Source organism: Caballeronia sordidicola (assembly GCF_002220365.1).
GTDB lineage: Bacteria > Pseudomonadota > Gammaproteobacteria > Burkholderiales > Burkholderiaceae > Caballeronia > Caballeronia sordidicola_C.
Map to the genome: position 1 here is coordinate 19,249 of NZ_MTHB01000036.1, position 25,190 is coordinate 44,438.

24 protein-coding genes and 1 tRNA gene are annotated in these 25,190 nt (G+C 61.1%); 11 read left to right on the forward strand and 14 right to left on the reverse strand.

Going from position 1 to position 25,190, the window contains the following annotated elements; all coding sequences use genetic code 11:
• Nucleotides 1-16: 16 nt before the first annotated feature.
• On the reverse strand, nt 17-508 hold the full coding sequence (gene flgB / locus BSU04_RS05805) for a flagellar basal body rod protein FlgB (RefSeq protein ID WP_089159708.1): 492 nt from the start codon (nt 506-508) through the stop codon (nt 17-19).
• Nucleotides 509-825: 317 nt separating this feature from the next.
• Between flgB and flgA the strand changes: the two genes are divergently transcribed.
• The 5 genes from flgA to flhA all read left to right on the forward strand — a co-directional run bounded on the left by flgA (nt 826) and on the right by flhA (nt 7,047).
• Nucleotides 826-2,340, forward strand: coding sequence for a flagellar basal body P-ring formation chaperone FlgA (gene flgA / locus BSU04_RS05810; RefSeq protein WP_089159709.1), 1,515 nt, complete (start codon nt 826-828; stop codon nt 2,338-2,340).
• A gap of 190 nt (nt 2,341-2,530) precedes the next feature.
• Complete coding sequence (gene flgM, locus BSU04_RS05815) at nt 2,531-2,860, forward strand: flagellar biosynthesis anti-sigma factor FlgM (protein ID WP_089159710.1); 330 nt, start codon at nt 2,531-2,533, stop codon at nt 2,858-2,860.
• A gap of 160 nt (nt 2,861-3,020) precedes the next feature.
• Nucleotides 3,021-3,464 carry a flagella synthesis protein FlgN gene (locus BSU04_RS05820; protein ID WP_089159711.1) on the forward strand — a complete coding sequence of 148 codons (444 nt, stop codon included), beginning with the start codon at nt 3,021-3,023 and terminating at the stop codon, nt 3,462-3,464.
• Nucleotides 3,465-3,718: 254 nt separating this feature from the next.
• Nucleotides 3,719-4,948: a flagellar biosynthesis protein FlhB gene (gene flhB / locus BSU04_RS05825; protein ID WP_089159712.1), complete on the forward strand. Its 1,230-nt coding sequence runs from the start codon at nt 3,719-3,721 to the stop codon at nt 4,946-4,948.
• Nucleotides 4,945-7,047 (forward strand): flagellar biosynthesis protein FlhA, encoded by a 2,103-nt coding sequence (flhA, locus tag BSU04_RS05830; protein WP_089159713.1) that lies wholly within the window; start codon nt 4,945-4,947, stop codon nt 7,045-7,047. Before flhB ends, flhA begins: the two co-directional genes overlap by 4 nt.
• A 46-nt stretch (nt 7,048-7,093) precedes the next feature.
• On the opposite strand, the gene BSU04_RS05835 is transcribed toward flhA, so the two are convergent.
• The 7 genes from BSU04_RS05835 to BSU04_RS05865 all read right to left on the reverse strand — a co-directional run bounded on the left by BSU04_RS05835 (nt 7,094) and on the right by BSU04_RS05865 (nt 14,482).
• Nucleotides 7,094-8,335, reverse strand: a complete 1,242-nt coding sequence (locus tag BSU04_RS05835) for a cytosine permease (RefSeq protein WP_089159714.1) — start codon at nt 8,333-8,335, stop codon at nt 7,094-7,096.
• Between the two features lie 28 nt (nt 8,336-8,363).
• The gene (locus tag BSU04_RS05840; RefSeq protein ID WP_089159715.1) at nt 8,364-8,756 is read right to left on the reverse strand and encodes an allophanate hydrolase-related protein; all 393 of its coding nucleotides are present in this window, start codon (nt 8,754-8,756) and stop codon (nt 8,364-8,366) included.
• Between the two features lie 63 nt (nt 8,757-8,819).
• Nucleotides 8,820-9,779, reverse strand: a complete 960-nt coding sequence (gene arcC / locus BSU04_RS05845; protein WP_089159716.1) for a carbamate kinase — start codon at nt 9,777-9,779, stop codon at nt 8,820-8,822.
• 19 nt (nt 9,780-9,798) lie between these two features.
• Entirely contained in the window at nt 9,799-11,202 is a 1,404-nt protein-coding gene (locus tag BSU04_RS05850) for a DUF1116 domain-containing protein (RefSeq protein WP_089159779.1), read from the reverse strand.
• 10 nt (nt 11,203-11,212) lie between these two features.
• Nucleotides 11,213-12,769, reverse strand: coding sequence for an acyl-CoA synthetase FdrA (gene fdrA / locus BSU04_RS05855; protein WP_089159717.1), 1,557 nt, complete (start codon nt 12,767-12,769; stop codon nt 11,213-11,215).
• A gap of 137 nt (nt 12,770-12,906) precedes the next feature.
• On the reverse strand, nt 12,907-13,797 hold the full coding sequence (locus tag BSU04_RS46250; RefSeq protein WP_179258219.1) for a DUF2877 domain-containing protein: 891 nt from the start codon (nt 13,795-13,797) through the stop codon (nt 12,907-12,909).
• 16 nt (nt 13,798-13,813) lie between these two features.
• Nucleotides 13,814-14,482, reverse strand: a complete 669-nt coding sequence (locus BSU04_RS05865; protein WP_089159718.1) for a cysteine hydrolase family protein — start codon at nt 14,480-14,482, stop codon at nt 13,814-13,816.
• Nucleotides 14,483-15,033: 551 nt separating this feature from the next.
• Between BSU04_RS05865 and flhF the strand changes: the two genes are divergently transcribed.
• From flhF to BSU04_RS05885, 3 genes are read left to right on the forward strand one after another with little or no spacing between them, the layout of a single operon-like run.
• On the forward strand, nt 15,034-16,761 hold the full coding sequence (gene flhF, locus BSU04_RS05875) for a flagellar biosynthesis protein FlhF (RefSeq protein WP_089159720.1): 1,728 nt from the start codon (nt 15,034-15,036) through the stop codon (nt 16,759-16,761).
• Nucleotides 16,754-17,686 (forward strand): MinD/ParA family ATP-binding protein, encoded by a 933-nt coding sequence (locus tag BSU04_RS05880; protein WP_089159721.1) that lies wholly within the window; start codon nt 16,754-16,756, stop codon nt 17,684-17,686. Before flhF ends, BSU04_RS05880 begins: the two co-directional genes overlap by 8 nt.
• Before the next feature lie 30 nt (nt 17,687-17,716).
• Nucleotides 17,717-18,448: an RNA polymerase sigma factor FliA gene (locus BSU04_RS05885; RefSeq protein WP_089159722.1), complete on the forward strand. Its 732-nt coding sequence runs from the start codon at nt 17,717-17,719 to the stop codon at nt 18,446-18,448.
• A 31-nt stretch (nt 18,449-18,479) separates the two neighbouring features.
• Here the strand turns inward: BSU04_RS05885 and BSU04_RS05890 are convergent, their stop codons facing one another.
• Nucleotides 18,480-19,571: a GGDEF domain-containing protein gene (locus BSU04_RS05890; RefSeq protein ID WP_089159723.1), complete on the reverse strand. Its 1,092-nt coding sequence runs from the start codon at nt 19,569-19,571 to the stop codon at nt 18,480-18,482.
• Between the two features lie 309 nt (nt 19,572-19,880).
• Here BSU04_RS05890 and BSU04_RS05895 point away from each other — a divergent pair, with 309 nt between their 5' ends.
• The gene (locus tag BSU04_RS05895; RefSeq protein WP_089159724.1) at nt 19,881-20,975 is read left to right on the forward strand and encodes an aromatic ring-hydroxylating oxygenase subunit alpha; all 1,095 of its coding nucleotides are present in this window, start codon (nt 19,881-19,883) and stop codon (nt 20,973-20,975) included.
• Between the two features lie 23 nt (nt 20,976-20,998).
• On the opposite strand, the gene BSU04_RS05900 is transcribed toward BSU04_RS05895, so the two are convergent.
• The 3 genes from BSU04_RS05900 to BSU04_RS05910 form a co-directional block, all read right to left on the reverse strand.
• Complete coding sequence (locus BSU04_RS05900) at nt 20,999-21,409, reverse strand: hypothetical protein (protein ID WP_089159725.1); 411 nt, start codon at nt 21,407-21,409, stop codon at nt 20,999-21,001.
• Entirely contained in the window at nt 21,406-21,912 is a 507-nt protein-coding gene (locus BSU04_RS05905) for a DUF433 domain-containing protein (RefSeq protein ID WP_256982211.1), read from the reverse strand. The genes BSU04_RS05900 and BSU04_RS05905 overlap by 4 nt, the downstream gene beginning before the upstream one ends.
• Before the next feature lie 564 nt (nt 21,913-22,476).
• Nucleotides 22,477-22,986 (reverse strand): hypothetical protein, encoded by a 510-nt coding sequence (locus BSU04_RS05910; protein ID WP_144021132.1) that lies wholly within the window; start codon nt 22,984-22,986, stop codon nt 22,477-22,479.
• Nucleotides 22,987-23,080: 94 nt separating this feature from the next.
• Here BSU04_RS05910 and BSU04_RS05915 point away from each other — a divergent pair, with 94 nt between their 5' ends.
• Nucleotides 23,081-23,326: a hypothetical protein gene (locus BSU04_RS05915; protein ID WP_089159727.1), complete on the forward strand. Its 246-nt coding sequence runs from the start codon at nt 23,081-23,083 to the stop codon at nt 23,324-23,326.
• A gap of 225 nt (nt 23,327-23,551) precedes the next feature.
• Here BSU04_RS05915 and BSU04_RS05920 read toward each other — a convergent pair whose 3' ends face one another.
• Complete coding sequence (locus BSU04_RS05920) at nt 23,552-23,896, reverse strand: hypothetical protein (protein WP_089159728.1); 345 nt, start codon at nt 23,894-23,896, stop codon at nt 23,552-23,554.
• A gap of 357 nt (nt 23,897-24,253) precedes the next feature.
• Here BSU04_RS05920 and BSU04_RS05925 point away from each other — a divergent pair, with 357 nt between their 5' ends.
• A complete protein-coding gene (locus BSU04_RS05925; RefSeq protein ID WP_089159729.1) occupies nt 24,254-24,676 on the forward strand; it encodes a type II toxin-antitoxin system HicB family antitoxin in 423 nt (140 codons plus the stop codon).
• A gap of 271 nt (nt 24,677-24,947) precedes the next feature.
• Here the strand turns inward: BSU04_RS05925 and BSU04_RS05930 are convergent.
• Nucleotides 24,948-25,023: transfer RNA gene (locus tag BSU04_RS05930), tRNA-Arg, on the reverse strand.
• Nucleotides 25,024-25,190 lie beyond the last annotated feature (167 nt).

Sequence of the window (25,190 nt, forward strand, 5' to 3'; positions counted from 1 at the left end):
CTGTTTAAGGCGCTGTTCAGTTCGACGTGATCGCCGAGAGCATCGTCTTGATTTGCGACGACACCACCGTCATGCCGGCCTCGAAATGCAGCGCGTTGTCCGCGAACTGGACGCGCTCCGAATCCATATCCACCGTGTTGCCGTCAAGCGCCGGCTGGCTCGGAATCCGGTAAGCCAGCTTGCCGTAGTCGTCGGTGCTGCCACCGCTGGCGGTAAGCGTCGTGGTGCCGGACATATGTCCCGCCGATGTCGTCGCGAGCGACGCGCCGGTCGACACGCTCACCGGCTGCGCCATCTGCAGCGTCGCGGTACCGGAAGCCGTCGCGTCCGATGCCGCGCCGGTCTTTTTCAGCGCGCCTGCGAGGGCGCTGGAGAAATCGACGTCGCGCGCCTTGTAGCCCGGGGTATCGGCGTTCGCAATATTCGACGACAGCAGCTCCTGCCGGTATGCGCGCACATCCAGCGCTTCGCGGCCAAACGCAAATTCGTTATCGAGCTTGTCCAGCATGGCGGTCCTCCTTCAACTTCGGATCTGGTCTGCGGTGTTTCGTGTGTCTTTGCGATCAATGACGCCGGGGAATCAAACAGGCGCCGGGTGCCATTGCTATCGAAGACTTTTGCATGAGACGAATCTTAGGAGCGAGACGCAAGATGCAATCAGACGAATAACAGGGAAAGCCGGCCTCTATTCGACGCTTGCCTTTAGCCGCCGAAATCTAGAATTCGTCTCGTGGGTCGATCTTTTAAGGAATTCACCGACTTTGGATGGGGGGTTCTCGTTTTTGGTTGGCTGGATTTGTTTGGGATTTATTTGGGAGAAGCACAATGCACAGCTTCACTGCGCCTGCTCGCAAGCCGGCGGTTCACCGCCTGGCCGCGAACGGCCTGGTGAAAGCCCGCGCTCGCTTGGCTCGCCGTATTGCGCCGAGCGGTCCGGTTGCGCTCTGCGCGCTCGCATTGGCTCTCATGACTGCCGGCGTGACGACGGCGCGCGCGCAGGAAGCGGGCGGGAGCGGCGGCACGATCATGATTGCCGGACCCGCCGAAACCAATCCGGCAGCCGTCGTGGCGATGGCGAAAGACGCCGGGATGACGGTTGACGGGAACGTGAGCCAATCGGCGAGCCCTGCTCAGCCTGTGCGCACCTCGCACCCTGCGGGTTACGCCGCGGCGGCCCGTGCGGCCGATGCCGCCATGCGTGCCGCCGCGCAAGCACTCGATGCCCACGCCGACGCCGCCGATGCATCCTCTTCCGCCGATACCAGCGGTTTGATCGTGATCCCGGGACCGGGCGAAGCAAAGACGGCGAAGCCCGTGACCGCGGCGCCCAGGCTGGCGATGACGCCGAGCCGGGTGGCTGCTGCATCGAACGATGCCCCCGATGCCGGTGGAATGATCGAGATTCCCGGTAATGGCGAACCGAAAGCGCCTACTAATATTAGTAACGCTGGCGCCAGCGCCCGGGCCCCTGCCGCCGATACCCTTGCCCGTGTCACCCTTTCCTCACGCGACGTGATGCCCGTGGTCGTCGCGACGGACGGCAGCGCAGCGGTCCAGGGCACTCCGCGCTTTGCCTCACGAGGCTTCCAGGCGAGGCCGATCGCAGCTGCGCCCGCCACGCCGGTCGCCGGCATGATGCCCGTTTCGATGCGCACCCCGGCGACCATCCGCGCTCCGCTGCAGCCCGCGCCCGCCATGGCCGGCGCGCCCAACCAGCTCACACAGGACGGCGACTCGGTACGCGCCGCCGCGCTCGTCTTCCTGACGCAGCAGGCGGCGGGTTTGCCCGGCAAGCCGGATATCACGGTTACGCCTGTCTTTCCCCGCGGCCTCGCGGCCTGTTCGACGCTTGAGCCTTTCTTGCCGGCGGGTTCCCGCCTCTGGGGCCGCACCACCGTCGGCGTGCGTTGCTCCGGCGACCGGCCCTGGACGCTCTATCTGCAAGCCCGCGTCTCGGTGATGGCCACGTATTACCTTGCCGCCCGCGCGGTCGCACCCGGTGAAGTGCTCACCGCCGCCGACCTGATTCCCCGCGACGGCGACCTCACCACCATGCCGCAAGCCATCGTCACGGACCCGTCACAAGCCGTAGGCGCGGTAACGTTGTCGCGGCTCGCGGCAGGCCTGCCGTTGCGCACCGACCTGCTGCGCGGCGCCGGCGCGGTCGTGATCGGCCAGTCCGTGCACGTGGTGACCAGCGGTGCGGGTTTTTCGATATCGGCGGAAGGCAGCGCGATGAATAACGCCGCGCCCGGTCAGCAAGTTCGCGTCAAAACCGCCGGGGGACAGATCATTTCCGGCGTAGTAAAGGACGGTTCGACGGTGGAGATCCAGCTTTGAAGAATGGTCAGGAATCCCCTTATGTGGGTTATCCCTCACTTGTTTCAATTTGTTGCAATTCCTTATCGGGCTTATCCGACAAGGCTGAGCGGGAGATAGGGCTGACTGGCGCGTGGTCTGGGCGGCGGGAAGGTTAAAGTTTTTACGTGGGTCCGCCGATAAAGGGATCACATCGTCAGGGAAGACCATCGTGAAAATCGATTCCAGCAACACCAGCCAGATCGCAGCTTTGCAGGAAGCAGCACAACAACGTGCGGCGCAAGCCGACGCGCAAGCCACCAGCACGACCGGCGGCACGACCAGCACCACCGGCGGTTCGAATTCGACGGTGAGCTTGTCGGCGTTGTCGACGGATTTGCGCACGTCGGGTAGCTCCGACATCGATACGGCGAAAGTCGCGTCGATCAAGGCAGCGCTCAACGACGGCAGCTACAAGGTCGATTCGGGCAAGATCGCCGACGGCATGCTCAGCAGCACGCGTGAACTGATGCAAACGAATACCCCGCCGGCCGGCGGCTGAGCATAGCGGCTATGTGTTGCAGGCGACGCCCAGAGCGAGCCCGCGGCACACGGACGATAGGTTTCAGATAAACGCATCGTTTCCACGATGCAGCGCCGGGCGGCTTTTTTTGACCTTGGCACCGCTATGAATGCGGGCCGGAGTTTTTAGCGAGTCGCCCATGAAAGACGCCCTGCTTGCCACTGTTATCGACGAAACCGCTGCCGTCCAGGCGTTCGAGTCGCTGCTGGCCCACGAAGAGAAAGCGCTCATTGCGGCCTCGCCGCTCGATACGCTGCCTTCGATCATCGAACAAAAAACTGCGTTGACCGAGCAGCTTGCCGCACTGGAACGCCAGCGCGACGAGCAACTGGACGCGCTTGGTCTGCCGAAGGGTTTTGTGGGCATGGAACAAGCCGTTACCGGCGACGAAGCGCTGGCCTCGCATTGGCAGGAATTGCTCGCGGCGGCCGGACGTGCACGGCGCGGCAACAACAGCATCGGCGTGCTGATCCGATCGCGCATGGAATACAACCGCAATGCGCTTGCCGCGTTGACCATGGCTCCGCCCAAGTCGTCGTTCTACGGTCCCGATGGCCGCGTGCCCGGGATCTACGGGGTGTAAAAACGGTTCTGTCCGGCCGGTTCAAAACATAGCGCTGCGCGCCGTTTCCCGCTCCGGGACCGGCGCGCTTTTCATTTCGCTTGGCCACCCGTGCTTGCCCGCCCGTGCTTCGCGCCCGTTCCATCGCCCGAATTGCCCCCGTTTCTCCGCCCTGATCAAGCAATGGCTGCTGGCTGCTTTTCGCAATAATCGCTTCACTGGACCAATGCGTCAGCGGCTTCATCGAAGCCTGCGCAAGACTGGAGCATAGCGAAGTGGCAGAAGAGAGCGACGTCGAAAAGACCGAATCAGCCACTCCCAAGCGCCTTGAAAAGGCGCGGGAGGAAGGCCAGGTCGCGCGCTCGCGGGAACTGACGTCGTTCGCTTTGCTGGCAGCGGGATTTGGCGGCGTCTGGGGGTTCGCAGGTCCCGTCAGCCAGCATATGCAGGCCATCTTGCGCGGCGCGTTCACGTTCAATCACAACACCGTCCTCGATACCAACCAGATGCTGATTGGCGCATCCGCCGCCGGCCGGGAAGGGTTCATGGCCTTGCTGCCCGTGCTCGCGCTAACGGGTCTCGCCGCGGTCGGCGCGCCCATGGCGCTCGGCGGCTGGCTGCTCAGTACCCAAGTCATGGCGCCGAAGTTCAGCCGCCTGAACCCCATTAGCGGGCTCGGCAAGATCTTCTCGGTGCAGGGGCCGATTGCGCTCGGCATGTCGATCCTGAAGACCCTGGTGGTCGGCGGACTGGCTGGCTGGGCGATGTGGACCCGCAAGGACGAAGTGCTCGGCCTCGTCGCGAAACCGCTGAACCTCGCGCTCGCCGACACCATGCATCTGCTGGTGGTGTGCTGCGGCTCGGCCATCGCCGGACTGTTCCTTGTAGCCGCGCTCGATGTCCCCTACCAGCTCTGGACGCACGCGAAGAAGCTGCGCATGAGTAAAGAGGAAGTGAAGCGTGAGCATCGTGAAAGCGATGGCGATCCGGCGGTCAAGGCACGTATTCGTGCGCAGCAACGCGCCGCTGCCCGCCGCCGCATGATGACCGCGGTGCCCACCGCCGACGTGATCGTCACCAACCCGACCCACTTCGCTGTCGCGCTGAAATATGCCGATGGCGAAATGCGCGCGCCGAAGGTCGTCGCGAAGGGCGTGAACCTCGTGGCCACGCGCATTCGCGAACTGGCGCTTGAACACAACGTGCCGCTGCTCGAAGCACCGCCGCTTGCACGGGCGCTGTATCACAACGTCGAGATCGACCGCGAGATTCCAGGCGCGCTGTACGGCGCCGTCGCGCAAGTGCTGGCGTGGGTGTACCAGTTGCGCAAGTTCAAGAAAGACGGCGGTAGCCGGCCGGACGAACCCGAGAATCTCGAGGTTCCTCCCGAACTCGATAAAGGCAGCGTCCCCGAATCAGAAGCCGACCAGGAAGCCGCCGAAGCGCTGGCTGCTGACCCCGCCGGCAATGATGGAAATGACCCGATGAAAGGAAGCAAAGCATGAACGCGCGCGCCGGATTTTTCTCGAAGCGCCCTGACGCATTGGGATCGCAGAACTTGCGGGCCCTCGCCGGGCCGGTGCTGATCTGCATGATCCTCGGCATGATGATCTTGCCGCTGCCGGCCTTTTTGCTCGACTTGCTGTTCACGTTCAACATCGCGCTGTCGGTAATGGTGCTGCTGGTCAGCATGTACACGCAGAAGCCGCTCGACTTCGCCGCATTCCCCAGCGTGCTGCTGTTCTCCACGCTGCTGCGCTTGTCGCTGAACGTGGCGTCCACGCGAATCGTCCTGCTCGAAGGCCACACCGGTCCCGACGCCGCCGGCCAGGTGATCGAATCGTTCGGCCACTTCCTGGTGGGTGGGAATTTCGCGGTCGGCATTGTGGTGTTCGTGATCCTGATGATCATCAACTTCATGGTGATTACAAAGGGCGCGGGCCGGATTGCAGAAGTGGGCGCTCGCTTCACCCTCGACGCCATGCCGGGCAAGCAGATGGCTATCGATGCCGACTTGAACGCCGGCCTCATCAACGAAGACCAGGCGCGCAAGCGCCGCTTGCAGGTCGCGCAGGAAGCCGAGTTCTACGGCTCCATGGACGGTGCAAGCAAGTTCGTGCGCGGCGACGCGATAGCGGGCTTGATGATCATGATCATCAACATCGTGGGCGGCTTGATTGTCGGGATGCTCCAGCACGACATGGACTTCGCGCACGCGGCCACGAACTACACGCTGCTGACCATTGGCGATGGCCTCGTCGCACAGATCCCCTCGCTGATCATTTCGACGGCAGCGGGTGTGATCGTGTCGCGGGTGGCGACCGAAGAGGATATCGGCACGCAGTTGACGGGGCAGCTGTTCAACAACCCGCGCGTGTTGATGATTACCGGCGTGATCATCGGCATCATGGGCCTGATTCCCGGCATGCCGCATTTCGCATTCTTGCTGCTGGGCGGCGGCCTCGTGTACGCCGCACGCTCGATGAACCTGCGCATCCAGGCGAAGAAGAAAGCGTCCCTGGTAACGGATGTCGTGCCTGCCGCCGCCGCACCGCTCGAAAATACGGAAGCGAGCTGGGACGACGTCGCGATGATCGATCCGCTCGGGCTCGAGGTGGGGTACCGGTTGATACCGCTAGTCGACCGGAACGCGGATGGCGAGTTGTTGAAACGGATCAAGGGTATCCGCAAGAAGTTCGCGCAGGAAATCGGCTTCCTGCCGCCGGTGATCCACATTCGCGACAACCTGGAGTTGCGTCCGAACGGTTATCGGATTGCGCTGAAGGGGGTGGAAGTGGGCGTAGGGGAAGCATTCCCGGGCCAATGGCTCGCGATCAACCCGGGGCAGGTCTCGGCAACGTTGCCGGGAAATCCGACACAGGATCCAGCGTTCGGTTTGCCGGCCGTGTGGATCGATACGAACCTGCGGGAACAGGCACAGGTGTACGGCTACACCGTGGTCGATGCCAGCACGGTCGTGGCCACCCACCTCAACCATCTGGTCGTGACACACGCCGCGGAATTGCTGGGCCGCCAGGAAGTGCAGGCGTTGCTGGAGCGCATTGGCAAGGACACGCCTTCGCTGACCGACGACCTCGTGCCGAAGACACTGGCGCTGACCACCTTGCAGAAGGTGCTGCAGAACTTGCTGGACGAAGGCGTTCCCATCCGCGATATGCGTACCATCCTCGACGCATTGCAAGAACACGCGCCGAAGATATCCGACGCATACGACCTGACGGCCGCTGTGCGGCTTGCGCTGGGCCGCGCGATCACGCAGCAGTGGTATCCGGGCAGCGGCGAGTTGCAGGTGATGGGACTGGATCCGGCGCTGGAGCGCGTGTTGTCGCAGGCGCTGGCGACGGGCGCGAACCCCGGACTGGAGCCGGGCTTGGCGCAGACGCTGTTGAACTCGACGCAAAACGCGATCCTGCGTCAGCAGAACGTGGGGTTGCCGCCGGTGCTTCTGGTGCAGCATTCGCTGCGCGCCATGCTTGCTCGTTTCCTGAGAAGGAGCTTGCCGCAGTTGAAGGTGCTGTCGTATGCAGAAGTGCCGGATACGCGGAACGTCAAAGTGACGAACCTGATCGGGGCACAGGGATAAAAACAGCCGCCACACCGCGTGGCAGCCAGAATTCAGTGACCCCGCTTTAGAACCGCGAGGCTACGCTACGCAAACGCGTGACCCGGCTGAAAATCGTGTAACACGCACACGCGACAATAATCGAATCGAGCGAAGGGATGCTCGTGAAGGAAAACACGCCCTTCACCGTCATGAACCCGGCCAGCGACCCGATGATCCACGCAACGAAGGTCAGCACCTTCACCTGCGGATCGGTCTCGAGCAGCCGCTCGTCATACCCGCCCCGCCGATACAGCAGAAAGTCGGCTATATAAATCCCGGCCACCGGCGGCGTCGCGATTCCCAGAAAGAGCAGAAACGGGATGAACCACGCCATGATGTCCATGCTGCCGACAATCACCGCGAGCACGCCCAGCGCGACGGTAATCTGCCATTTCGGGAACCGCGTGAACAAGGTTGAAACGACTAGCGTGCCTTGAAACATGTTCCCGGCATTCCCCGTTACGGTCGCAAAAATGAGCAGTAAAGCGGCCGGCAGCACGGCCCCGAACACGGCCATGGCGCCGAGCAAGGACCCTTTGCCGGATATCCCGCTCGGCGTGGCTCCCGCCCAATACAACAACGGATAAGCGATCAGGAACGTCAGCACCGCGCCAATCAACGCGTGCTTGCGGTTATGAACGAAGCTGCCGAAATCAGGCAACGTGGCCACCAGCACAATGATGGTCCCGACCACGGTGGAAACCGCCACGCCCGTATTCATATCGGTGAACCCGCCTGGCACCGGGACCATTCCGTGAGCTGCGACATAGACGCAATAACACAGCATCAACGCGATGACGGGTATCGCAAACTGAGCGACCTTCCCAAGCAGTTCGAAACCAAAAGCCGTAGCGGCCACAAAGATCACGCACCCCGCCGCAACCAGCGCAGGCACCGGTATGTCGACGCCCTGTTGCGCCAGCAGATCGTGCACCGAATGCCCGAACATATTGGCAGTCACGGCAATCCACCCGAACAAACTGATCGCGAGCAGGACGTTGATGGCGATCGCCCCTTTTTCGCCGAACGGATATTTAACGATGCCGTACGTTGGCAGCCGCGCCTTCTCGCCGACACAAATGGTGATTGCGGAAAGGAGGGTCAGGATGATGCCGCCAATGACCACCACTTTGATCAACGCCAGACTCGAGAGCTGACTCCCCAGACTGGAGGAGGAGAGTAAAACCGGCGTAATGGCAATGCCCAATAAAATCATGGCGATGCGATACCCCGGCGCCGTATTCGGGCCTTCGTCAGTGTTACGCATACAAATGTTCCCCGGAGGTTTCGAGCGGTCAGGCGGAATAGAAATGGCCGGTATAGGCACGCCAGCTTCCGTGCGCGGTGATGTCCTTCTGGTTGTCGACCAGCCAGGGTTCGGCCAGCACGCCCAACACCTGATTGCCGTCGCGAAGCGTCACCTTGCCGATCGCGAGACCAGCCGGTTCGCTCAACAACAAAGCAGCGAACGACGCGAGCGGCAATTCCCAGATCTCGAGCGCGACCGACGTTCCGCCTGCCGCCACGCGGATCATTCCCGGATGGCGATCGCCAATGCTCCAGAGCCTGTAATGCGGGTCGGTGTGATCTTCACGCAGGAACACGCCGCCCGCCGCGGTCATGTTGCCGTTCAGTTCGAGCCCGCGCATGAGCGTGCCGTTGACGGCCAGCAACGTAGTGTTGTTCATCTGTCTGCCTTCGTTCTTCAATAAAATGGGTATTGCTAAATAAAATGTCCACGACTCGAACCACTATTGCGTGATCCATGTCCCGGTCTGGCGGTCGAGCGCGCGCTTGATCGATTCCGGACTTGTAATCAAGCCTTTACCGTGTCCGCCGTGCGACCGGCTATGCGTCACGAATCGCATGATGGCTTCCACTTTGGGCAGCATGCTTCCCGCGCCGAACTGATTCTGCGAGATCAGTTCCTGCGCTTCGGCCAGGCTTAGCGTGTCGAGCCAGCGCTGATCCGGCTTGCCGAAATTGATCGCCACCTGGTCGACGCCTGTCGGAATCAGCAGGAGATCGGCGCCCAATTGTTCGGCGAGCAACGCCGAAGCCAGGTCCTTGTCGATGACCGCTTCCACGCCCGAAATCTGCCGGTGCTCATCGACCAGAACCGGGATACCTCCGCCGCCGCACGCGATCACCACGCACCCCTGTGCAAGCAACGTCGCGATGACCTCGCGCTCCATGATTTCCAGCGGCTGGGGCGACGCCACTGTCCGACGCCAGCCCCGTCCGGCGTCTTCCATCAGTGTCCAGCCGAGCACCTTTTGCCGCTGCCGCGCGGTGGCTTCGTCGAGGAAAGCGCCTATCGGTTTGCCGGGTTTGAGAAACGCTGGATCGTCGCGGCTGACACGCGTCTGGGTCACAACGGTGACCACGGGCCGATGAATCCCGCGGCGCCGCAACGCGTTGCTCAACGCCTTTTGAAACATGTAGCCAATCGCGCCCTGCGTATCTCCGACGGCATAGTCGAGCGGCACTGGCCGGACTTCATCGGCGGCAAGTTCTGAGCGGCGCAGGATAAAACCCACTTGCGGTCCGTTGCCGTGCGTCAGCACCAGATCCCATCCGGCCTCGATCATGTCGGCGATGTGCCGCGCACTTTCAACGACCGCGTCATATTGATCGGGAATGCTATCGTGTTGATCGTCGCGGATCAGCGCGTTGCCGCCAACCGCGACAATTGCCAGAGGCTTGGTCATGATGCGTGGTCCCTGTGGTTCAAACGTATTCGGCGAGCGCGCGAATCGCTTCGATGAAACCCGGCATCGGCGCCGTGGTAATGCCCGCGCCGATCTGCCCGACGCCAGCCTCCTTGTGCGCAATCCCGGTATTGATGATCGGCAGGATGCCGCGATCCACGACCTTGCGTGCGTCGATACCCGCGGCAGTCGGCGCGAAATTCAGTGCAGGCAGCGTGAACGCGGGATTGCCGCCCAGCGTGATCGCCTGCATGCGGCGGCTGTTGCTCGTGGCGTCCGCAGGCGTTCCGCCCACGAACTTGACGATAGCCGGCGACGACGCCATGGCGAAGCCGCCCACGCCCGCCGTCTCGGTGATCGCGCTGTCGCCGAGATCGGCCGCGGCGTCTTCCACGCCATAGCCCGGAAAGAACAAACCTTCCACCGGATTGGCGGGCGCCTGGAACCACCGGTCGCCCGTGCCGGACATGCGGATGCCGAAATTCACGCCGTTGCGCGCCATGACCGTGATCATCGAACTGAAGGGCACGTTGTGGGCCGCATCGGTCATCGCCTTGCACGCGGCCATCGAGAGATTGAGGAAGAAGTGATCGTTGCCAACAATGAATTCCGTCACGCGCTGAATCCGCTCGATCGGCAATCCGGCCGATAGCAACGCGGGAATCAGGCGCTTGATCAGGAGGCCGGTGGCGGCTGCGTTGCGGTTATGGACTTCGTCGCCCATGTGCAACGCCTGCGCCATCAGCGGCTTCAACTCCACTTCGCCCAGCACGTTCAACGCGGCCTTCAATGCCGGCGCGAGTTCCTGGCTCATCCAGTGCAGGCGTTCCAGCACCTCATGGTTATTGGCGCCGAAACGCAGCACCTTTCCTAGTCCTTCGTTGAAGTTGCTGAAAGCCCGCCGACCGTTTGTTTTGTTCTCGATCACCCACAGCGGCATGGACGGGCTGATGATGCCCGCCATGGGGCCGACCGCCTGATAGTGGTGACACGGCTCGAAGTCGATCGCGCCGTCCGCCGCGAGCCGCTCGGCGGCTTCGTGGGTCGTCGCCCATCCCTCAAACAGGATCGCGCCGATAATCGCGCCCTTCACCGGTCCGCACATATCGGCCCATTCGATGGGCGGGCCCGCGTGGAGGATCAGCTTGCGATGCGCCATTGCGCTGATTGCGTGCGCTGCGCTCATGACATCGACGAGTACGGGCTGGGCCGCAAGATACTGCTGGAACGCCTGGTCGTTGGCGTGCTCGACCAGCGGATGGCGAATCAGCGTTGCCAGCGCCAGTCCCGCGTCTACATCGCCGAGAGCGGGTGGCTGCCAGCGTAGATCGGTGACGTCGCCGCCGGCGAGGGCGAGGTTATCGGCAAAACTGCTCAAGCCTGCGTTCACCACGGTCAGTGGCTGGTTAAATAGCGTGTTCATCATGGTCCCGTTATTTTTGCGCCTGAAGATGGGCAACGTGGCTCGCCCAGAGCGCCGCCTGCGCGTTGCAACCGGCGACGAGAACGCCGGCTTCGCGCAAGGTATCGACCTGACGGCTTCTGACTTGTGGATCGGCTTCCGTGCCGCAAACGTGGGAGATCAGGACCGGCAAGTCTTTGCCAGCCGCTTGCAGGCGGGCGTGTTCGATCAGCTCCAACAGCTCGCGGGCAGGTTCTGTCGATGCGCCATAACCCAGCACGAGGTCGAACAACACGACGGCGGTCTGCGGGTCGTTCAGTTCCGCGTGGATGCGCTGGTTGCGCAGCGTGGGATCGATCATGGGATGCGGACGGCCGCGGGTGAAATCGTCATCGCCCATGTCGACGAGCGTGTGACCGGTGCTGTGCCAGATATCCTCGAGCTTGCTGTTGGACGCAACCGGCGTATTCGACGACGCGGCGAAGCCGCGTTGCCGGCATAACAACTGGCTTTCGTAGCAAAAGGTGCCACCCGCGAACACACCGCGGATGAAGCGCCGCATGGGCCGCAAGGTACGGCTGTAGTCGTGGAGACGACCGGCGTCCGGCGTGCTGACCTCGGCCACCGAAGCCGGGAGTTCGCTGCCTGAGAGCAACGCGACGGCGAAGCTGGCCGCATCGGCCAGGGTGTAAGCCGGGGTGATTCCCGGCACGTTCATGTCTTCGGCCCGCGCACCCAGGAAGTTGACTACGACCGGCTTGCCCGCCGCGCGCGCCCGCGCCAGGATTTTCTCCGCGACAGCCGGAGCGGGCGGTTTGGAGATCAGCACGATCACGTGGGTGTCGGGATCCGCGCTCAGCGCATCGAGCCCGTACAACATGGAGATCCCGCCGATCGATTCGTGCAGGTCATGGCCGCCCGTGCCGAGGGCCTGCGAAATCCCGGCGCCCAGCTGGTCGATGCGGCATGTCACTTCCTGCAAGCCGGTGCCCGATGCCGCCACTACACCAATCGCCCCGCGCCTCACCACATTGGCGAACCCCAACGGCAATCCATTGATGATGGCCGTCCCGCAATCGGGTCCCATCACCAGGAGCTTTTTCTCAGCCGCGAGTGTCTTGATCGCGCGCTCGTGGGCGAGGCTGACGTTATCGCTGAAAAGCATGACAGACATGCCAAGGCGTAGCGCCTTGATCGCCTCGGCGGCGGCATAGTCGCCGGGGACCGAGATCAGGGCGAGATTGGGTGCCGTCTGCTGTTCCACGGCCATTTCGAGGCTGGCAAGCGGTGGCGGACGCACACCGTCGCCGCTTGACTCCTCCGGCTTGCTGTTCAAGCGCTCCTGCGCAATAACGAGCGCGCCGTCGCACGCCGAGATCTCTCCACGCACCGCGATCACGAGATCGTTCGGGCCGGCTGTACAGCCGTCGTCAAGAGCCGCGTCCCGCAGTTGCGCCAGGTTGGTGCTCGTTCCCATCACCACCGAGGCCTGCTCGATGCCGGCGAGCTTGGAGATGTGCGCGGATATCTGCATCAGGGAGACGGAGTCCTGATACATGTTCTTGAAGACCTTGGTTCTTATGCTCATTTCAGCTTCCGGTAATCGTTACGCTTGCCTGATCCAGATTCGGCCGAGTGTCCGCCTGGCGAACCCGGCGTTGCATGCGCCGGGTGCCATCAATCTGATTAACTCAATAATGGTTTTCAGCTAACCCGTTTAACGGATCAGTTCATTTCTTTTTGCTCCACCTTTCCAAGCACTCTTATTCCGTGCAGGAAACCTCCGAGACAGTCTGCGCCAGACGACGAACCGAATTTCATGACATTGATTGCCGAACGTTTCACGTCTGCCGGTGGACTTCCGTGAATCAGGACGGTCGTCAAATTATCAATTGACTCAGAATAGTGTCCCTGCAACGCAAGCTCCAGATAATGCCGGCTGATACTGGTCGTCTGGTGAAGCTGACTCTTTATTGCCGGACGCAATAGTTTCAAATGGGCGGATATGGCACCGAGACGTTGCCACGGCCATAACGACGCCAGATAACCCAACAGGAAATCGTCGCCGTCCGGTGTCAGCCCTGCGCCATACCCAATCAGTTCCGACACCCCACTTTCCAACTCCGCCTTTGCGTCGCCGAGGTTCAAGCGAGGATTGCGTCCTCCGGACGGCCAGCCCGGCAGCAATCGCAGGCTGCTGCGCACCTCGCGCTCCATGCAGTACTCCAACAACTGGCTCGCCAGCAACGGATAAGCGGCCAGCATCGCGTCCAGCGAATGGCCGCCTGGCGCCCGGTCCATTCCAGGCCGCCAGCACGGTGCCCGGCTCAGGTTTGCGCGCCAGAGTGTGCCGCGCAACTCGTTGTTCTCGAGTGTGACGGGCTCCCGGGAATGCGCTTGATGGCGCCAATCCCAGCCAGGCGGCGTCGAAAGCCTGATAGCCGTGGGCAAATTCTGATAACGCGGGCTCAGCAAGGTCAGCAACTCGCCACTCGCCGACGACAAGTTCATCGCGTGTTGAAAGCAGCTATGCACCCAGAACCGCAGCGTCTCGCGCGGCCCGTGCTCCGCCATATAGCCCACCGAGCACACAGGGAACGTGAGGAGGCGTGCCATGGCTGCCCGGCCGGCCTCAAGCGCGCAAGCCGTCGACAATGGCCGCGGCGTCGCTGACCCAGCCGAAGATTGCGCCCTGCGCCTTGATCATCTCCAGCGCCGACTTCTGGAATTCCGGGAAATACGACCCGACGCAGTCCGCCGGAATAATGCACTCATAGCCACGGTCATTGGCTTCGCGAACGGTCGTGGTCACGCAGACCTCAGTTGTCACGCCGCACACGATAAGCGTCTTGATCCCGTGGTTTTGCAGGATCAGCTGCAGGTCGGTTTCATAGAACGCGCCCTTACCCGGTTTGTCGATGATGGGTTCGCCGAACGCTGGATACAGTTCGGGAATGATGTCGTGCCCTGCTTCGCCGCGAACCAGGATGCGGCCCATGGGGCCGTCGGTGCCAATGAACGTCTTGCCGCCGCGCGTCAGTTTCGCGGGCGGGCAATCGGCCAGGTCGGCCCGATGACCTTCACGCGTATGGATCACCAGCAGCTTCGCATCTCGCGCGGCCTTCAACACTTTCCCGCACGGGACAATCGCGCTGCGCACCAGGGAGACGTCATTTCCCAATGCTTCGCCAAAGCCTCCCGGTTCAACAAAATCACGCTGCATGTCGATCACGACTAATGCAGTTGTTTGCGATTCGAATGAGAGCGGAAATGGTTGCGCGTGAAATAGTTTTTGGGGCATTTGGATATTCCTTGATTGATGTCAGGACGTGAAATGCTTGCTCTGCTATTGCAATTTATCTGAATTGTCCTTCGATTTATTATAGGTAGGTTCGCCTTGAGGCACGATAGATATTTCATCGAGTTAACCATTGTTCATTGATTTTCAGGCTTGATTAAAGTCGTTTCATAAACTTAATAAAATCATTATCACGAACTGCGCGGCACTGTGTTGCGCAATAATAAAAGCGGAAGAGAAATAATCATCGCGGCCCTGCGGCGAAATAACACGACGGGTAGTGAAGCGATTTATGACGCCTTTCGCCTGCGTCGCCACAAACATCAAGATAATTGTCTGATGTTTGATCCGGCACGCGTTTCCCGGATGCGACCTGTGTGCCGCCCCCACCATCGATCTCCCGAATTACCCCGCTTTCCCGGCTCTTATCAGCCGATGAACCGCCAGCCACCCTTGCAATAATTCATTCACTGGAAAACGGTACGTCGCCCAAAACGTGGCGCTACCGGTCAACCGCAACAAATCAGCGTGAGCGCGAGCTCATCGGGGGGTAAATGAACATCCGCAAATTCATCGGTGCCACGAGTCGCGAAGCGTTTCGGCTCGTCCGTGAAGCACTGGGTCCCGATGCGGTCGTGTTGTCGAACCGGGTAACCGAAGACGGCAGCATCGAGATCGTCGCGGTTGCGGATGGCGATCTGGCGAAGATCTCTCCGAAAGCCGCCGCCGAACATCGCGAGATGAAGCTGAAGGCGTCGACCGGAAACCATTCACACACGCAGTCACATTCGCAGTCACACCCGAATGCAAATGCGGGTTCGAACCCCTACGCAAGCGGCGATGTCTTTTCGTCAGTGTTCGGTGCCAATCCGGAACCGCTGGACGACATGGAGCCTGAAGCGCAGCCGGATGACACGTCGCGCACGATGGCCGAATCGAATCCCTGGCTGATCGAGCATGCGCGCCGGGTCGCGCAAACGGCGCAGTTGGCGCATTCGACGGCTGAAAGTGCGCCGCAACGCATGCTGAGCGCATCAGCAGCCATCGCGAAGGGATTGGGCAGTCCTGTGACCGTCACGCCGCAGGAATCCGCCCAAGCCCCCGGATGGACACGCGAAGCGGCGCAACTCGCCGCTCGCCGCGCTGAACAGAAAACAGCGCAACTGAACGCCCAGATCAATCCGCAAGCCCAACCGTCCGCGGCCCAAAGCGCCAGTTCGATGCAGGAAGGCGCCTTCGCGGGCCTGCCGGCATCGGCGGCGGCTGCCGTGACCGAAGCCATCCGCACCCGCGTGGAGCAAGTCATGAACGACACCGTCATGCATGAACTTTCGTCAATGCGCGGCATGATGGAAGAGCACTTCGCCGGCTTGCTGTGGGGCGATCGCCAACGTCGCAGCCCGAATCACGCCGAGCTGACCAAGCGCCTGTTCGCCGCCGGTTTCTCGGCTCAACTCGTGCGCCTGGTGATCGACAACATGCCGGAGATCGAACAAGCCGAAGCGTCGATGCAATGGGTTCAGCAAGTGCTCGAAAACAACCTGCCCGTCATGGACAGCGAAGAATCAATGATGAACCGCGGCGGCGTTTTCGCGCTGATGGGCCCGACGGGCGTCGGCAAGACCACGACTACCGCGAAGCTCGCCGCGCGCTGCGTAATGCGCTTCGGCGCCAGCAAGGTCGCGCTGCTCACCACCGACAGCTACCGGATCGGCGCACACGAACAGCTGCGTATTTTCGGCAAGATCCTCGGGGTATCGGTGCATGCGGTGAAAGACGCCGACGACCTGCAACTCGCGCTCTCCGAACTGCGTAACAAGCACATCGTGCTGATCGACACGATCGGCATGAGCCAGCGCGACCGGACGGTCGCCGATCACATTGCCATGTTGTGCGGCGCCGGCCATCCGGTGCAGCGCCTGCTGCTGCTGAACGCAACCAGCCACGGCGATACGTTGAACGAAGTCGTGCAGGCCTACCAGAGCACGCCGGACCAGCCGCCGCTCGCGGGCTGCATCCTGACCAAGCTCGACGAAGCCACGAACCTGGGTGGCGTACTCGACACCGTGATCCGCTACAAGCTGCCCGTGCATTACGTATCGACGGGTCAGAAGGTGCCGGAAAACCTGTATGTCGCGACCAAGCGCTTCCTGATTAAAAGCGCCTTCTGCATCCCGCGCGACGGCTCGCCGTTCGTGCCGCAAGACGACGACGTGCCGCCGCTCCTGTCCGCGCTCTCAGCGCGCGCTTCCACTGAACTGCATGAGGTTCACTTTGGATAAGTTCGTGTCCGATCAGGCTGAAGGCTTGCGCCGTCTGCTGACGCGCAACGGCTCCCGGGTCGTGGCGGTGTGCGGCGCCCCGGCAGGTGGATCAGGGGGGGCCGGCAATACCTCGACGGTCGTCAACCTCGCCTGCGCTCTCGCTGCGCAAGGCAAGGATGTGCTGGTGATCGACGAGCGCCAGAACGGGCTGTCGGTGAGCCGGCTGGCGAAGGTGCCGGACAACGGTGCACTGGGCGCGGTCTTGTCCGGCAAGCGTTTCTTGCAGGACGCCGTCACGCGCACGCCGTTCGGCTTTTCGGTGATAGCTGCGCCTCGCGATGAACGCATCAGCCAGGACGCCGCGCATTGCCGCGTGCTACTCGACGGACCCGCCGATATCGTCCTGATCGATACCCAGCTCGATCGTAGCGGCGCGCTGTCGAACCTGGCCGTGCAAGCGCACGACTTCGTGATCGTAACGCGCGTGGCGCCTGCCGCGATCACCGAGGCGTACGCCTGCATCAAGCGTCTGCACTACGCGCACGCTATCGGGCGGTTCCGGGTTGTCGTGAATCACGTGAAGAACGGCGCCGATGCACAAGTCGCCTTCGACAACCTCGCGGGCGTCGCCAGCCGCTACCTCTCGGTGCAGCTCATGCCGGCGGGATGCGTGGCTGAAGATCCGCGCGTGGCGAGGGCGCACGAGTTGTCGCGTTGCGCGGTGGAAGCTTTTCCGGCGACGGCCGCCGCCCGGGATTATCGGCAGATTGCCGCTGAATTGCAGTACTGGCCGATGCCGAAGGCGTCGCAGTTTGAATGGCCCGTGCAACCCTCGCGAGCGGAAACGCAGCATGGGTTGGAGCGCTCGATCAACTCCGGCGCGGCTCGCCGCACCGAAACGCCATTGATGCAGCTTGCGATGAGCAGCCCCGCGTCCGTGTGATGCCGCAAGAGAAGGAACAAGGTGAATGCGATGTATAACGCCCAAGGAAAACTGTCACAGGCCGAGGTCCTGACCCGCTACGCACCGTTGGTGCGCCGGCTCGGCCTGCAGCTCGTGGCGAAAATGCCCGCCAGTGTCGATCTGGACGACCTGATTCAGGCCGGCATGATCGGCTTGCTCGATGCCGCCGGCCGCTACAAGGAAGATCAGGGCGCTCAGTTCGAGACCTACGCCAGCCAGCGGATTCGCGGCGCAATGCTCGATGAGCTGCGCGCCAACGACTGGCTGCCGCGCAGCATGCGCAAGACTTCACGCGAAGTGGAGTCGGCGGTGCACAAGGTCGAGCAGCATCTCGGCCGGTCGGCGAGCGAACAGGAAGTGGCTGAGCACCTGAACATGCCGCTCGAGGAATATCAGGCCATGCTGCAGGATCTGCATGGCAGCCAGTTGATCTATTACGAAGACTTCGACCGGTCTTCCGATGACGAGCCGTTTCTCGACCGTTATTGCGTCGATAAAGCCGACCCGCTCTCCGCGTTGCTCGACGGCAGCTTGCGCTCGGCGCTGGTTGATGCAATCGATAAATTGCCTGAGCGCGAAAAGCTGCTGATGAGCCTGTATTACGAGAAGGGGCTGAATCTGCGTGAGATTGGTGCCGTGATGGAAGTCAGCGAATCGCGCGTGTGCCAGTTGCATAGCCAGGCCGTCGCGCGTTTGCGGGCGAAATTGCGGGAACAGGCGTGGTCGGGCGTGGAGGCTTGAGCTCTGGCGGTCGAGGGTTCTTGAACGCAGATCAGGTTTCGAAATCCGCTCCCTGCGCGAACTCCGTCTGGCCTTTGCCTAGTCCCTTGGCGCGATACATCGCGCGATCGGCTGCACGCATCAGCACAGCAATATCCCTGTAACCGGGGCTCAGATCCGGCGAAATCAGGCAAGCGCCAATACTCGCCGATACATTCACCACCCGGTCCTGCACCGACTTCATTTCGGCCAGCACCGCGTGCACGCCGTTTGCCACCGTCTGCACAGCGTGATCGCCGGTCACGTGCCGCGCCAGTACGACGAATTCATCGCCGCCGAGCCGTGCGACTGTGTCGGTGATTCGTACCCTTCTTGCCAGCAGCGCCGCGAAAGTTTGCAGCACGACGTCGCCGACTTCGTGGCCGTAGGTATCGTTGACTTCCTTGAAGCCGTCGAGATCGATCAGCAGCAGCGCAGTCGCGCCTTCCTGTCCCGTCGATATTGCCGTCACCGCCCGGCCGATCGTCTGCTCCAGCATGTATCGGTTGCTCAGGCCCGTGAGCGGGTCGGTGCCGGCCTTGAGCGCGAGGTCGCGATTCGCGCTGCCGAGACGGCCGACCAGCACCGCGAGATAGACCGATGCCCCGAGCACGCTTAAGCCAATGCCGAGTGCAGCGGACCGATTGATGATCCACCAGGGCTGCAAGACGGACAACGCGACGATTCCGAACAGCGCCGTTGCACACGACAACGCCAGCGCGCGCTTGCCGTAACGCCCGCCCGCGCCGATCAGAAACAAGAAGACGGCCCACAGCATGGGTAAGGTGAGCGCTCCGCCGACGCCAAGAACCACGGCGAGCAGCGCCTGGTCAGCGACGGTCGTGGAGATAAGTCGCAGATTCGACTGCCGTTGCATTCTGCCGATGATTACCCGTGTCGCCACGCCGTAGGTCAGATAGAGCGCGAGCGCATGGAAGCTGGCGATAGCGGCGGGCGTTGGAGCGCACCACGCCAGCGCGCCGTACACAGCCGTTGCAAGGCCGCCCAGTATGACGCGCAGCGTCGCCTGCTCTTTTTCCGGATCGTGATGGGGCGACCACACGTAACCGCGGTGCCGATGCCAGGGGTCATTCGCCTGCCCCATTCTGAGTCTCCTGATGACGATTCCTGAAGTGCGGATCGATGCCGCGTTTTCTGCAAAGACTGGGTAGTGCAGAGTTGCAATCGTACTGCGTCGTTGAAAAGTGCCTGAAAATTGCGCGATCCGGCTAGATTTGTGGCGGATTAGTGCTGACTTGGCGCGATCGATTTCGAACGGGGTAGTACGCATTCAGCGCGCCAGGGTGTTTTGGCGACTTGCGTTTCCACCAGGCTTGCTTTCGAATCGTTGTGTGAGGCTCAATTTGAATCGTTGTTTGATTTGTTATCTACTACGTAGGTTTTTCGACGCCCGATGCAACCCTTCGAATCTGCTTCTTCCACTAACGTCACGAATGCTGCCGATGACGCCCGCGTCGCGCCCAATGCCGCGTTGCTGGGCGAATGGTTGCCGGTATGCAATAGCGCCGATGTCCCCGCCGGGGAATCGCGTGGGTTTGTCGTGGCGGGCGAACGACTGGTGGTCTGGCGCAACGCGTCGGAGGACGGAGATTCGGCCGCGCAGCCCGATGTTTCCACCGACGTCCACGTCTGGCGCGATCTCTGTCCGCATCGCGGGGCGCAGTTGTCGTTGGGCTCGGTGACAAACGGCGTGCTTGCGTGCCCTTATCACGGCTGGCGCTACGACGCCGATGGCCAATGCATCCACATTCCCGCCAATCCTTCCATACGCCCCGCGAAGCGCGCTTGCGCGCGGACTTATCGCACGGAGGAGAAATATGGTGTGGTGTGGACGTGTCTTGGCGAGCCTTCACGTCCGCTCGATTTCTTTCCGGAGTACGTGGAGTACGACGCGCCCGGTGTGGGCCGGATCAATCTCGCCGCGCAGACGGTGCGTTCATCGGCGCCGCGCGTAGTCGAGAATTTCCTCGATATGGCGCACTTTCCGTTCGTGCATGCCGGCATTCTCGGCGATGCATCGCACGCGGAAGTGCAGGATTACGAAGTGATTGAAACGGAGGGCGGGCTTGAGGCGCGGCGGTGTCGGTTCTGGCAACCAGCGGGATTGCCTGGACAGGAGGGCGTGGATATTGAATATGTTTATCGCGTGAAACGGCCGTTGGTGGCGAGTTTATCGAAAGTCGCGCAGCACGGTGCGGGCGCGCTGCACCTGTTGCTCGTGGCGTCGCCGGTGAGTGAAACGGAGACGCGGGCGTGGCTGGTGTCGGTGTTCGAGGATGAACTCACGCACTCGGATCAGGCGTTGTATGACTTCAATATGCAGATACTGATGCAGGACACGCCGATTGTGGAATCGCAATGGCCGAAGCGGCTACCGCTCGATCCGCAAGCTGAGTTGCATCAGGTTTGTGATCGGTTGTCGGTGGGGTATCGGAGATATTTGAGGGAACGGGGATGGGGGTATGGGACGGAGTCGGGTGGGAGCTAAACATCGTCCCGCTTTGCACATGGCTACAGCGAAATCTGTTCGAATTTTCCACCGCTGTATCGCCATGGCACTCGAAACGCCGCACCACCTTTTATTCTCCGGCTTTGATCGAGTATTGCTGGCCACCATTTGACCAGGTTTTGTGCCTTATCCCAGTGCTGGCGTTCTGTCCACTGCCGATGAAACACGAACGTTATCAGGCCGGAATCACGCAGGGCTTTGCGCTCGATGTCGTTTTTACGAAAAGCATCCTGCGATAGAACAACCCAACGACCTTCCTCGCCTAGCTCTTTTATCCAATCGTGGTCTTTCGCGTTCGGCGCAAACCTGTCACGCAGATGTATGACGCGCGCAACTGTCTCTTCGACCCGGCACAGTTCCTGGATGGCGTGGGCCAGATGCGGGGAAAGATTGCTGTCGAAGAAATACTTCATGCTGCCATCCGCTCGTAGCGGAGGGCAGATTCGACTGCGGCAACCGGGATGTCGAACAGTGAAGCGACCGTCTTCTTGTTTTTCTCAGCCTTGAAGCCCTCGGCGACGATTTCCGTTCTCACGCCATAGTCGGTAAGCACAGGTTTCCCAAATGCGATTTGCGGATCGAGCACGATAGCCTTGCTGCGCTGCACTGGAAACCAACGTGTTGCCTGGCCGTCGCCTGCAAATTCAATCCCGGCGTAAAGCGCCGGGCGAAAGACGTGTTCAAACACCAATTGACGCTTGGCAAGATCGGTGATTTCGGCATCGCCGTGTTCTTGCAACGCTTCGGAAAAAATCGATTTGCCATCGGTCAAAAACCGATGTGCAGTGAAAGGATATTCAATTCCAAACATTGCTTTCGCGCCTTCGATCGCAGCACGAATCACCTGCAGCGGAACGTCGTGATTGCGGAAAGCCTTGACGATACGCAGCTCCATCAGGTCGCGAAATCCGATCACCTTTTCATCGAGATCAGCAAGTTGAGATTTCCACAGCGGAGCGCCGACACCCCCCCTTGAACGTATAGCCGAACAGCCAGCGGCTCACTTCGCGCGCTTGAGCGCCGGTGAGCCGTTCTGCTTCCTGAAGGGTGTATAGGCCAATGCCATTGAGTTCCATGCGCACATTCTACCGGTAGGCGCGACGTCGACTTGGCGAAGCTTTGTGGCATTTTTTGTCGATCGGGCTCGTGCTGTCGTTACGCGTGGATTGGCGACAAGCCCGCTCGGTCGTACAAACCCACTGCCCGCTGCACTACTCTTTCTACCAGACAGGTGAACACGAAAATCTGCCCAATATTTCAGTTTGTAGAACGCTTAGCAACTGACGTATCGGTCAGGCTGGTGACGAATAACATCGCCGAGGTGCAGCTTGTCGATGCTTGCGAATGGACACCATTTCGCCTTACTAAGCGTCAGAAATATCGCGTAATAAGCGCCCGAGCAGATTCGCAAAAGATCTCTAATACAAGGCCGTTAACGACGGTAGCGGCTACTACACTCATTGGTCGTTCCAGCAAGAATTCACGCTAACCACTCGGAGCAATGCATGTCCATTTCAGCACTGACAGGATCGGCTGCTAGCGCCGAGCCGTGGGCGGTTAACCGCACGCGCGCAAACCAACAGAGCGCGGCTAGCGCGGATTCCTCGTCGGCCACATCGACAAGCGCTAGCGGCGGCACAAACCCGCTGCTGCAAGCTATTTCCGCAGCGTTGTCGCAGCTTGGGCTGACGTCATCGAGCGACACGTCTTCGACCAGTTCGAGCACAAGTTCGCCAGCCGCGACCGATTCGACCTCCAGCGCTTCAGCGCCGTCGGCGACCTCGGTAGCCGCAGCCCTGCAGCAATTTCTCGGCGCGCTGTTCCAGGCGGCTGGTGGGCAGGGGAGTACAAGCCCGACATCAACGAGCACCGGCGACAGTGACACTGCCACCAGTGCGATTTCGGCAACCGCCGCAACCACTGCCGGTTCCGCCGCAACCGCGGCGACCAGCACGGCTGCGACAACCGCTCCCACTACGCCTTCTGGCACAGCGCCGGCTCATCACGGGCATCATCGGCATGGGGGTGGCGGAGGTGGCGGAGGTGGCGATCTTGCATCCCAAATCGCCGAGCTGGCTGATTCGTTGACCTCCAGTTCGAGCAGCTCCACGTCGACCGCCGGCACGACAAGTTCATCGTCCGATTCGAGCAGCGTCAGTGGTTTGACATCGGATTTTCAGAATCTGCTTTCGTCGCTCGGCTCAACGTCCGGCTCCTCATCGAGCAGCACGAATACCCAGTTGCAGACGTTCCTGCAGAGTCTTGCGAGCAACTTGCAGCAACAAGGTGTGTCCGGCGCCACCGGGATGTTCGTCAATACGGCGGCTTGAGGGAAAGACCGGGCGAAGTGCGGTTATTGTTCGGTCGTGACTTCGCCCGCGTTCGGAGATGACGGCGCTGCTGGCTAACTGCAACTCGCAGTGGACTGGGCGCCGTTTTCGATACCGTTCAGATGCGGTGAGCGGGTGGCGGGACCGTGGGCGTGTCGTTGGCCTGCTGATGTTGCTAATGGCGATCGCCCGTGATTACGTCCTGCAATCTACGGAGCGACGTAGTTAGAGCGCATCGTTACAAAGCACTCTCATCCTCTGGACCATTGTGCTCGAACCATTGAGTTCCATTTCATCGGTGAAGAGTGCCTGCACGCTTGAAAGCCGAACCGCGACTCCCGCCTCCAGCAAGTCTTTACTAGCGATCTTCAGCGCAAGCTGGCCCATTCGGACCCGCTCGAGCCAGTGCATCTTCAACTGGTTCTTCTTCAGCCATCGACGGCAACATTCAACGATATGGTCCACGCGCCACTCTTCACTCAGCGCGTACGACGCCGCCGCAATCGCGACGAGAAAACATAGCAAGTCGGCACGCGCACTGTCGTGCTCGGTTAGTTCAGGGTTGGTCATGCTTATTGGCCTGCCTACGTTTATTTGTCAACATCACCACATGTGGGCGTGGGCACGAGAATCAACACCGATGAATCCGCGCCCATTGCTCAGCCTAATAATTTCCACCGGAAACTGAGCTTTTACGGTGGTGCCCACAGCGCGAGCGGCCGCCGAATCTTCTGTCCGGCCGCGTCTACCGCGAGCGATCTGGTGCATAGCACCTGCAAGTCTACATTTCCGTTGCGTCAACGGCTCGGATCAGCATACTGAAAGAAATATCGGAACCGATCAGGAAGGCGATTCTTAGGCAGCTGGGCATCAAATGATCGCAAGCCCGCAAGGGCTTTGCAGCTTGCGACAAAACAGGAAAACACAATGTTCCGCTACCCTGCCCGACTCAAGGCCGACGAAGTCGGCTTCACGGTTACGTTCCGCGATATTCCCGAAGCCATCACTGCTGGTGAGACTCGCGAGGAAGCTATCGAGGTGGGCAGCGATGCGCTGGCTACCGCGATGGATTTTTGTTTCGAAGATAAACGCCCGGTCCCGCTGCCGTCCGACGCAAAACGCGGCGAGACGTTGATCGAGCTACGCGCCAGCGTTGCGGCGAAGGTGTTGTTGCTTAATGCGATGCTTGCGCAGCAAGTGACACCCGCCGAGTTGGCCCGACGGATGCGCACGCGCCCACAGGAAGTGAACCGTGTAATTGACCTCGGGCATGCAACGAAGATCGACACGATCGCATTGGCGCTGGCCGCGCTCGGCATGCGCTTGGAGTTGAATGTGATCCCGGCGTAAAGGATATCTGGCGATTGGGAGTTTTCGCGCGCTTGGCTGAGACTAGCGCCGCTACCGGTGGCGGACAAACCTGCCTGTGAAACTCGACGCGCCCATACGCCTATTGCGCACGGATATCGCCAAAATGACCGTTTCGGAATTGGGGGCCACAAATCGAGCATGCACTCGAACAACTCGACGAAAGGCAGTCGAAGCCAAAATCGGCAACTAATTAGATGCAATCGGAGAAAGTACGGGAACCGGCTAAAACCCCAGAACCCTTGCTAATTCTTGGTGCGCCCGGCTGGGATCGAACCAGCAACCCCTGCCTTCGGAGGGCAGTACTCTATCCATTGAGCTACGGGCGCGTATGACCGAGGGCACCGCGTTCCATATACAAAATAATGGAGGCAGGGCCGCTGCGAGTCCGAAACAATACCTGTTTTCCGCCGATCCGTCCACCGCAAGGACCAGGCCAACCGATGACCGAACCCTCGAACACCTTCGCCCGCAGCACCGAAATCCGGGTTAACAC

What these genes read in the sequence shown, in the direction of transcription:
- BSU04_RS05900 (WP_089159725.1), bottom strand. Translation starts at nt 21,409, where the DNA reads ATGAAGTATTTCTTCGACAGCAATCTTTCCCCGCATCTGGCCCACGCC.
- BSU04_RS05895 (WP_089159724.1), top strand. Translation starts at nt 19,881, where the DNA reads ATGCAACCCTTCGAATCTGCTTCTTCCACTAACGTCACGAATGCTGCC.
- BSU04_RS05885 (WP_089159722.1), top strand. Translation starts at nt 17,717, where the DNA reads ATGTATAACGCCCAAGGAAAACTGTCACAGGCCGAGGTCCTGACCCGC.
- BSU04_RS05890 (WP_089159723.1), bottom strand. Translation starts at nt 19,571, where the DNA reads ATGGGGCAGGCGAATGACCCCTGGCATCGGCACCGCGGTTACGTGTGG.
- BSU04_RS05820 (WP_089159711.1), top strand. Translation starts at nt 3,021, where the DNA reads ATGAAAGACGCCCTGCTTGCCACTGTTATCGACGAAACCGCTGCCGTC.
- flgA (WP_089159709.1), top strand. Translation starts at nt 826, where the DNA reads ATGCACAGCTTCACTGCGCCTGCTCGCAAGCCGGCGGTTCACCGCCTG.
- flhF (WP_089159720.1), top strand. Translation starts at nt 15,034, where the DNA reads ATGAACATCCGCAAATTCATCGGTGCCACGAGTCGCGAAGCGTTTCGG.
- flgB (WP_089159708.1), bottom strand. Translation starts at nt 508, where the DNA reads ATGCTGGACAAGCTCGATAACGAATTTGCGTTTGGCCGCGAAGCGCTG.
- BSU04_RS05835 (WP_089159714.1), bottom strand. Translation starts at nt 8,335, where the DNA reads ATGCGTAACACTGACGAAGGCCCGAATACGGCGCCGGGGTATCGCATC.
- arcC (WP_089159716.1), bottom strand. Translation starts at nt 9,779, where the DNA reads ATGACCAAGCCTCTGGCAATTGTCGCGGTTGGCGGCAACGCGCTGATC.
- flhA (WP_089159713.1), top strand. Translation starts at nt 4,945, where the DNA reads ATGAACGCGCGCGCCGGATTTTTCTCGAAGCGCCCTGACGCATTGGGA.
- BSU04_RS05865 (WP_089159718.1), bottom strand. Translation starts at nt 14,482, where the DNA reads ATGCCCCAAAAACTATTTCACGCGCAACCATTTCCGCTCTCATTCGAA.
- BSU04_RS05850 (WP_089159779.1), bottom strand. Translation starts at nt 11,202, where the DNA reads ATGAACACGCTATTTAACCAGCCACTGACCGTGGTGAACGCAGGCTTG.
- BSU04_RS05920 (WP_089159728.1), bottom strand. Translation starts at nt 23,896, where the DNA reads ATGACCAACCCTGAACTAACCGAGCACGACAGTGCGCGTGCCGACTTG.
- BSU04_RS46250 (WP_179258219.1), bottom strand. Translation starts at nt 13,797, where the DNA reads ATGGCACGCCTCCTCACGTTCCCTGTGTGCTCGGTGGGCTATATGGCG.
- fdrA (WP_089159717.1), bottom strand. Translation starts at nt 12,769, where the DNA reads ATGAGCATAAGAACCAAGGTCTTCAAGAACATGTATCAGGACTCCGTC.
- BSU04_RS05925 (WP_089159729.1), top strand. Translation starts at nt 24,254, where the DNA reads ATGTTCCGCTACCCTGCCCGACTCAAGGCCGACGAAGTCGGCTTCACG.
- BSU04_RS05840 (WP_089159715.1), bottom strand. Translation starts at nt 8,756, where the DNA reads ATGAACAACACTACGTTGCTGGCCGTCAACGGCACGCTCATGCGCGGG.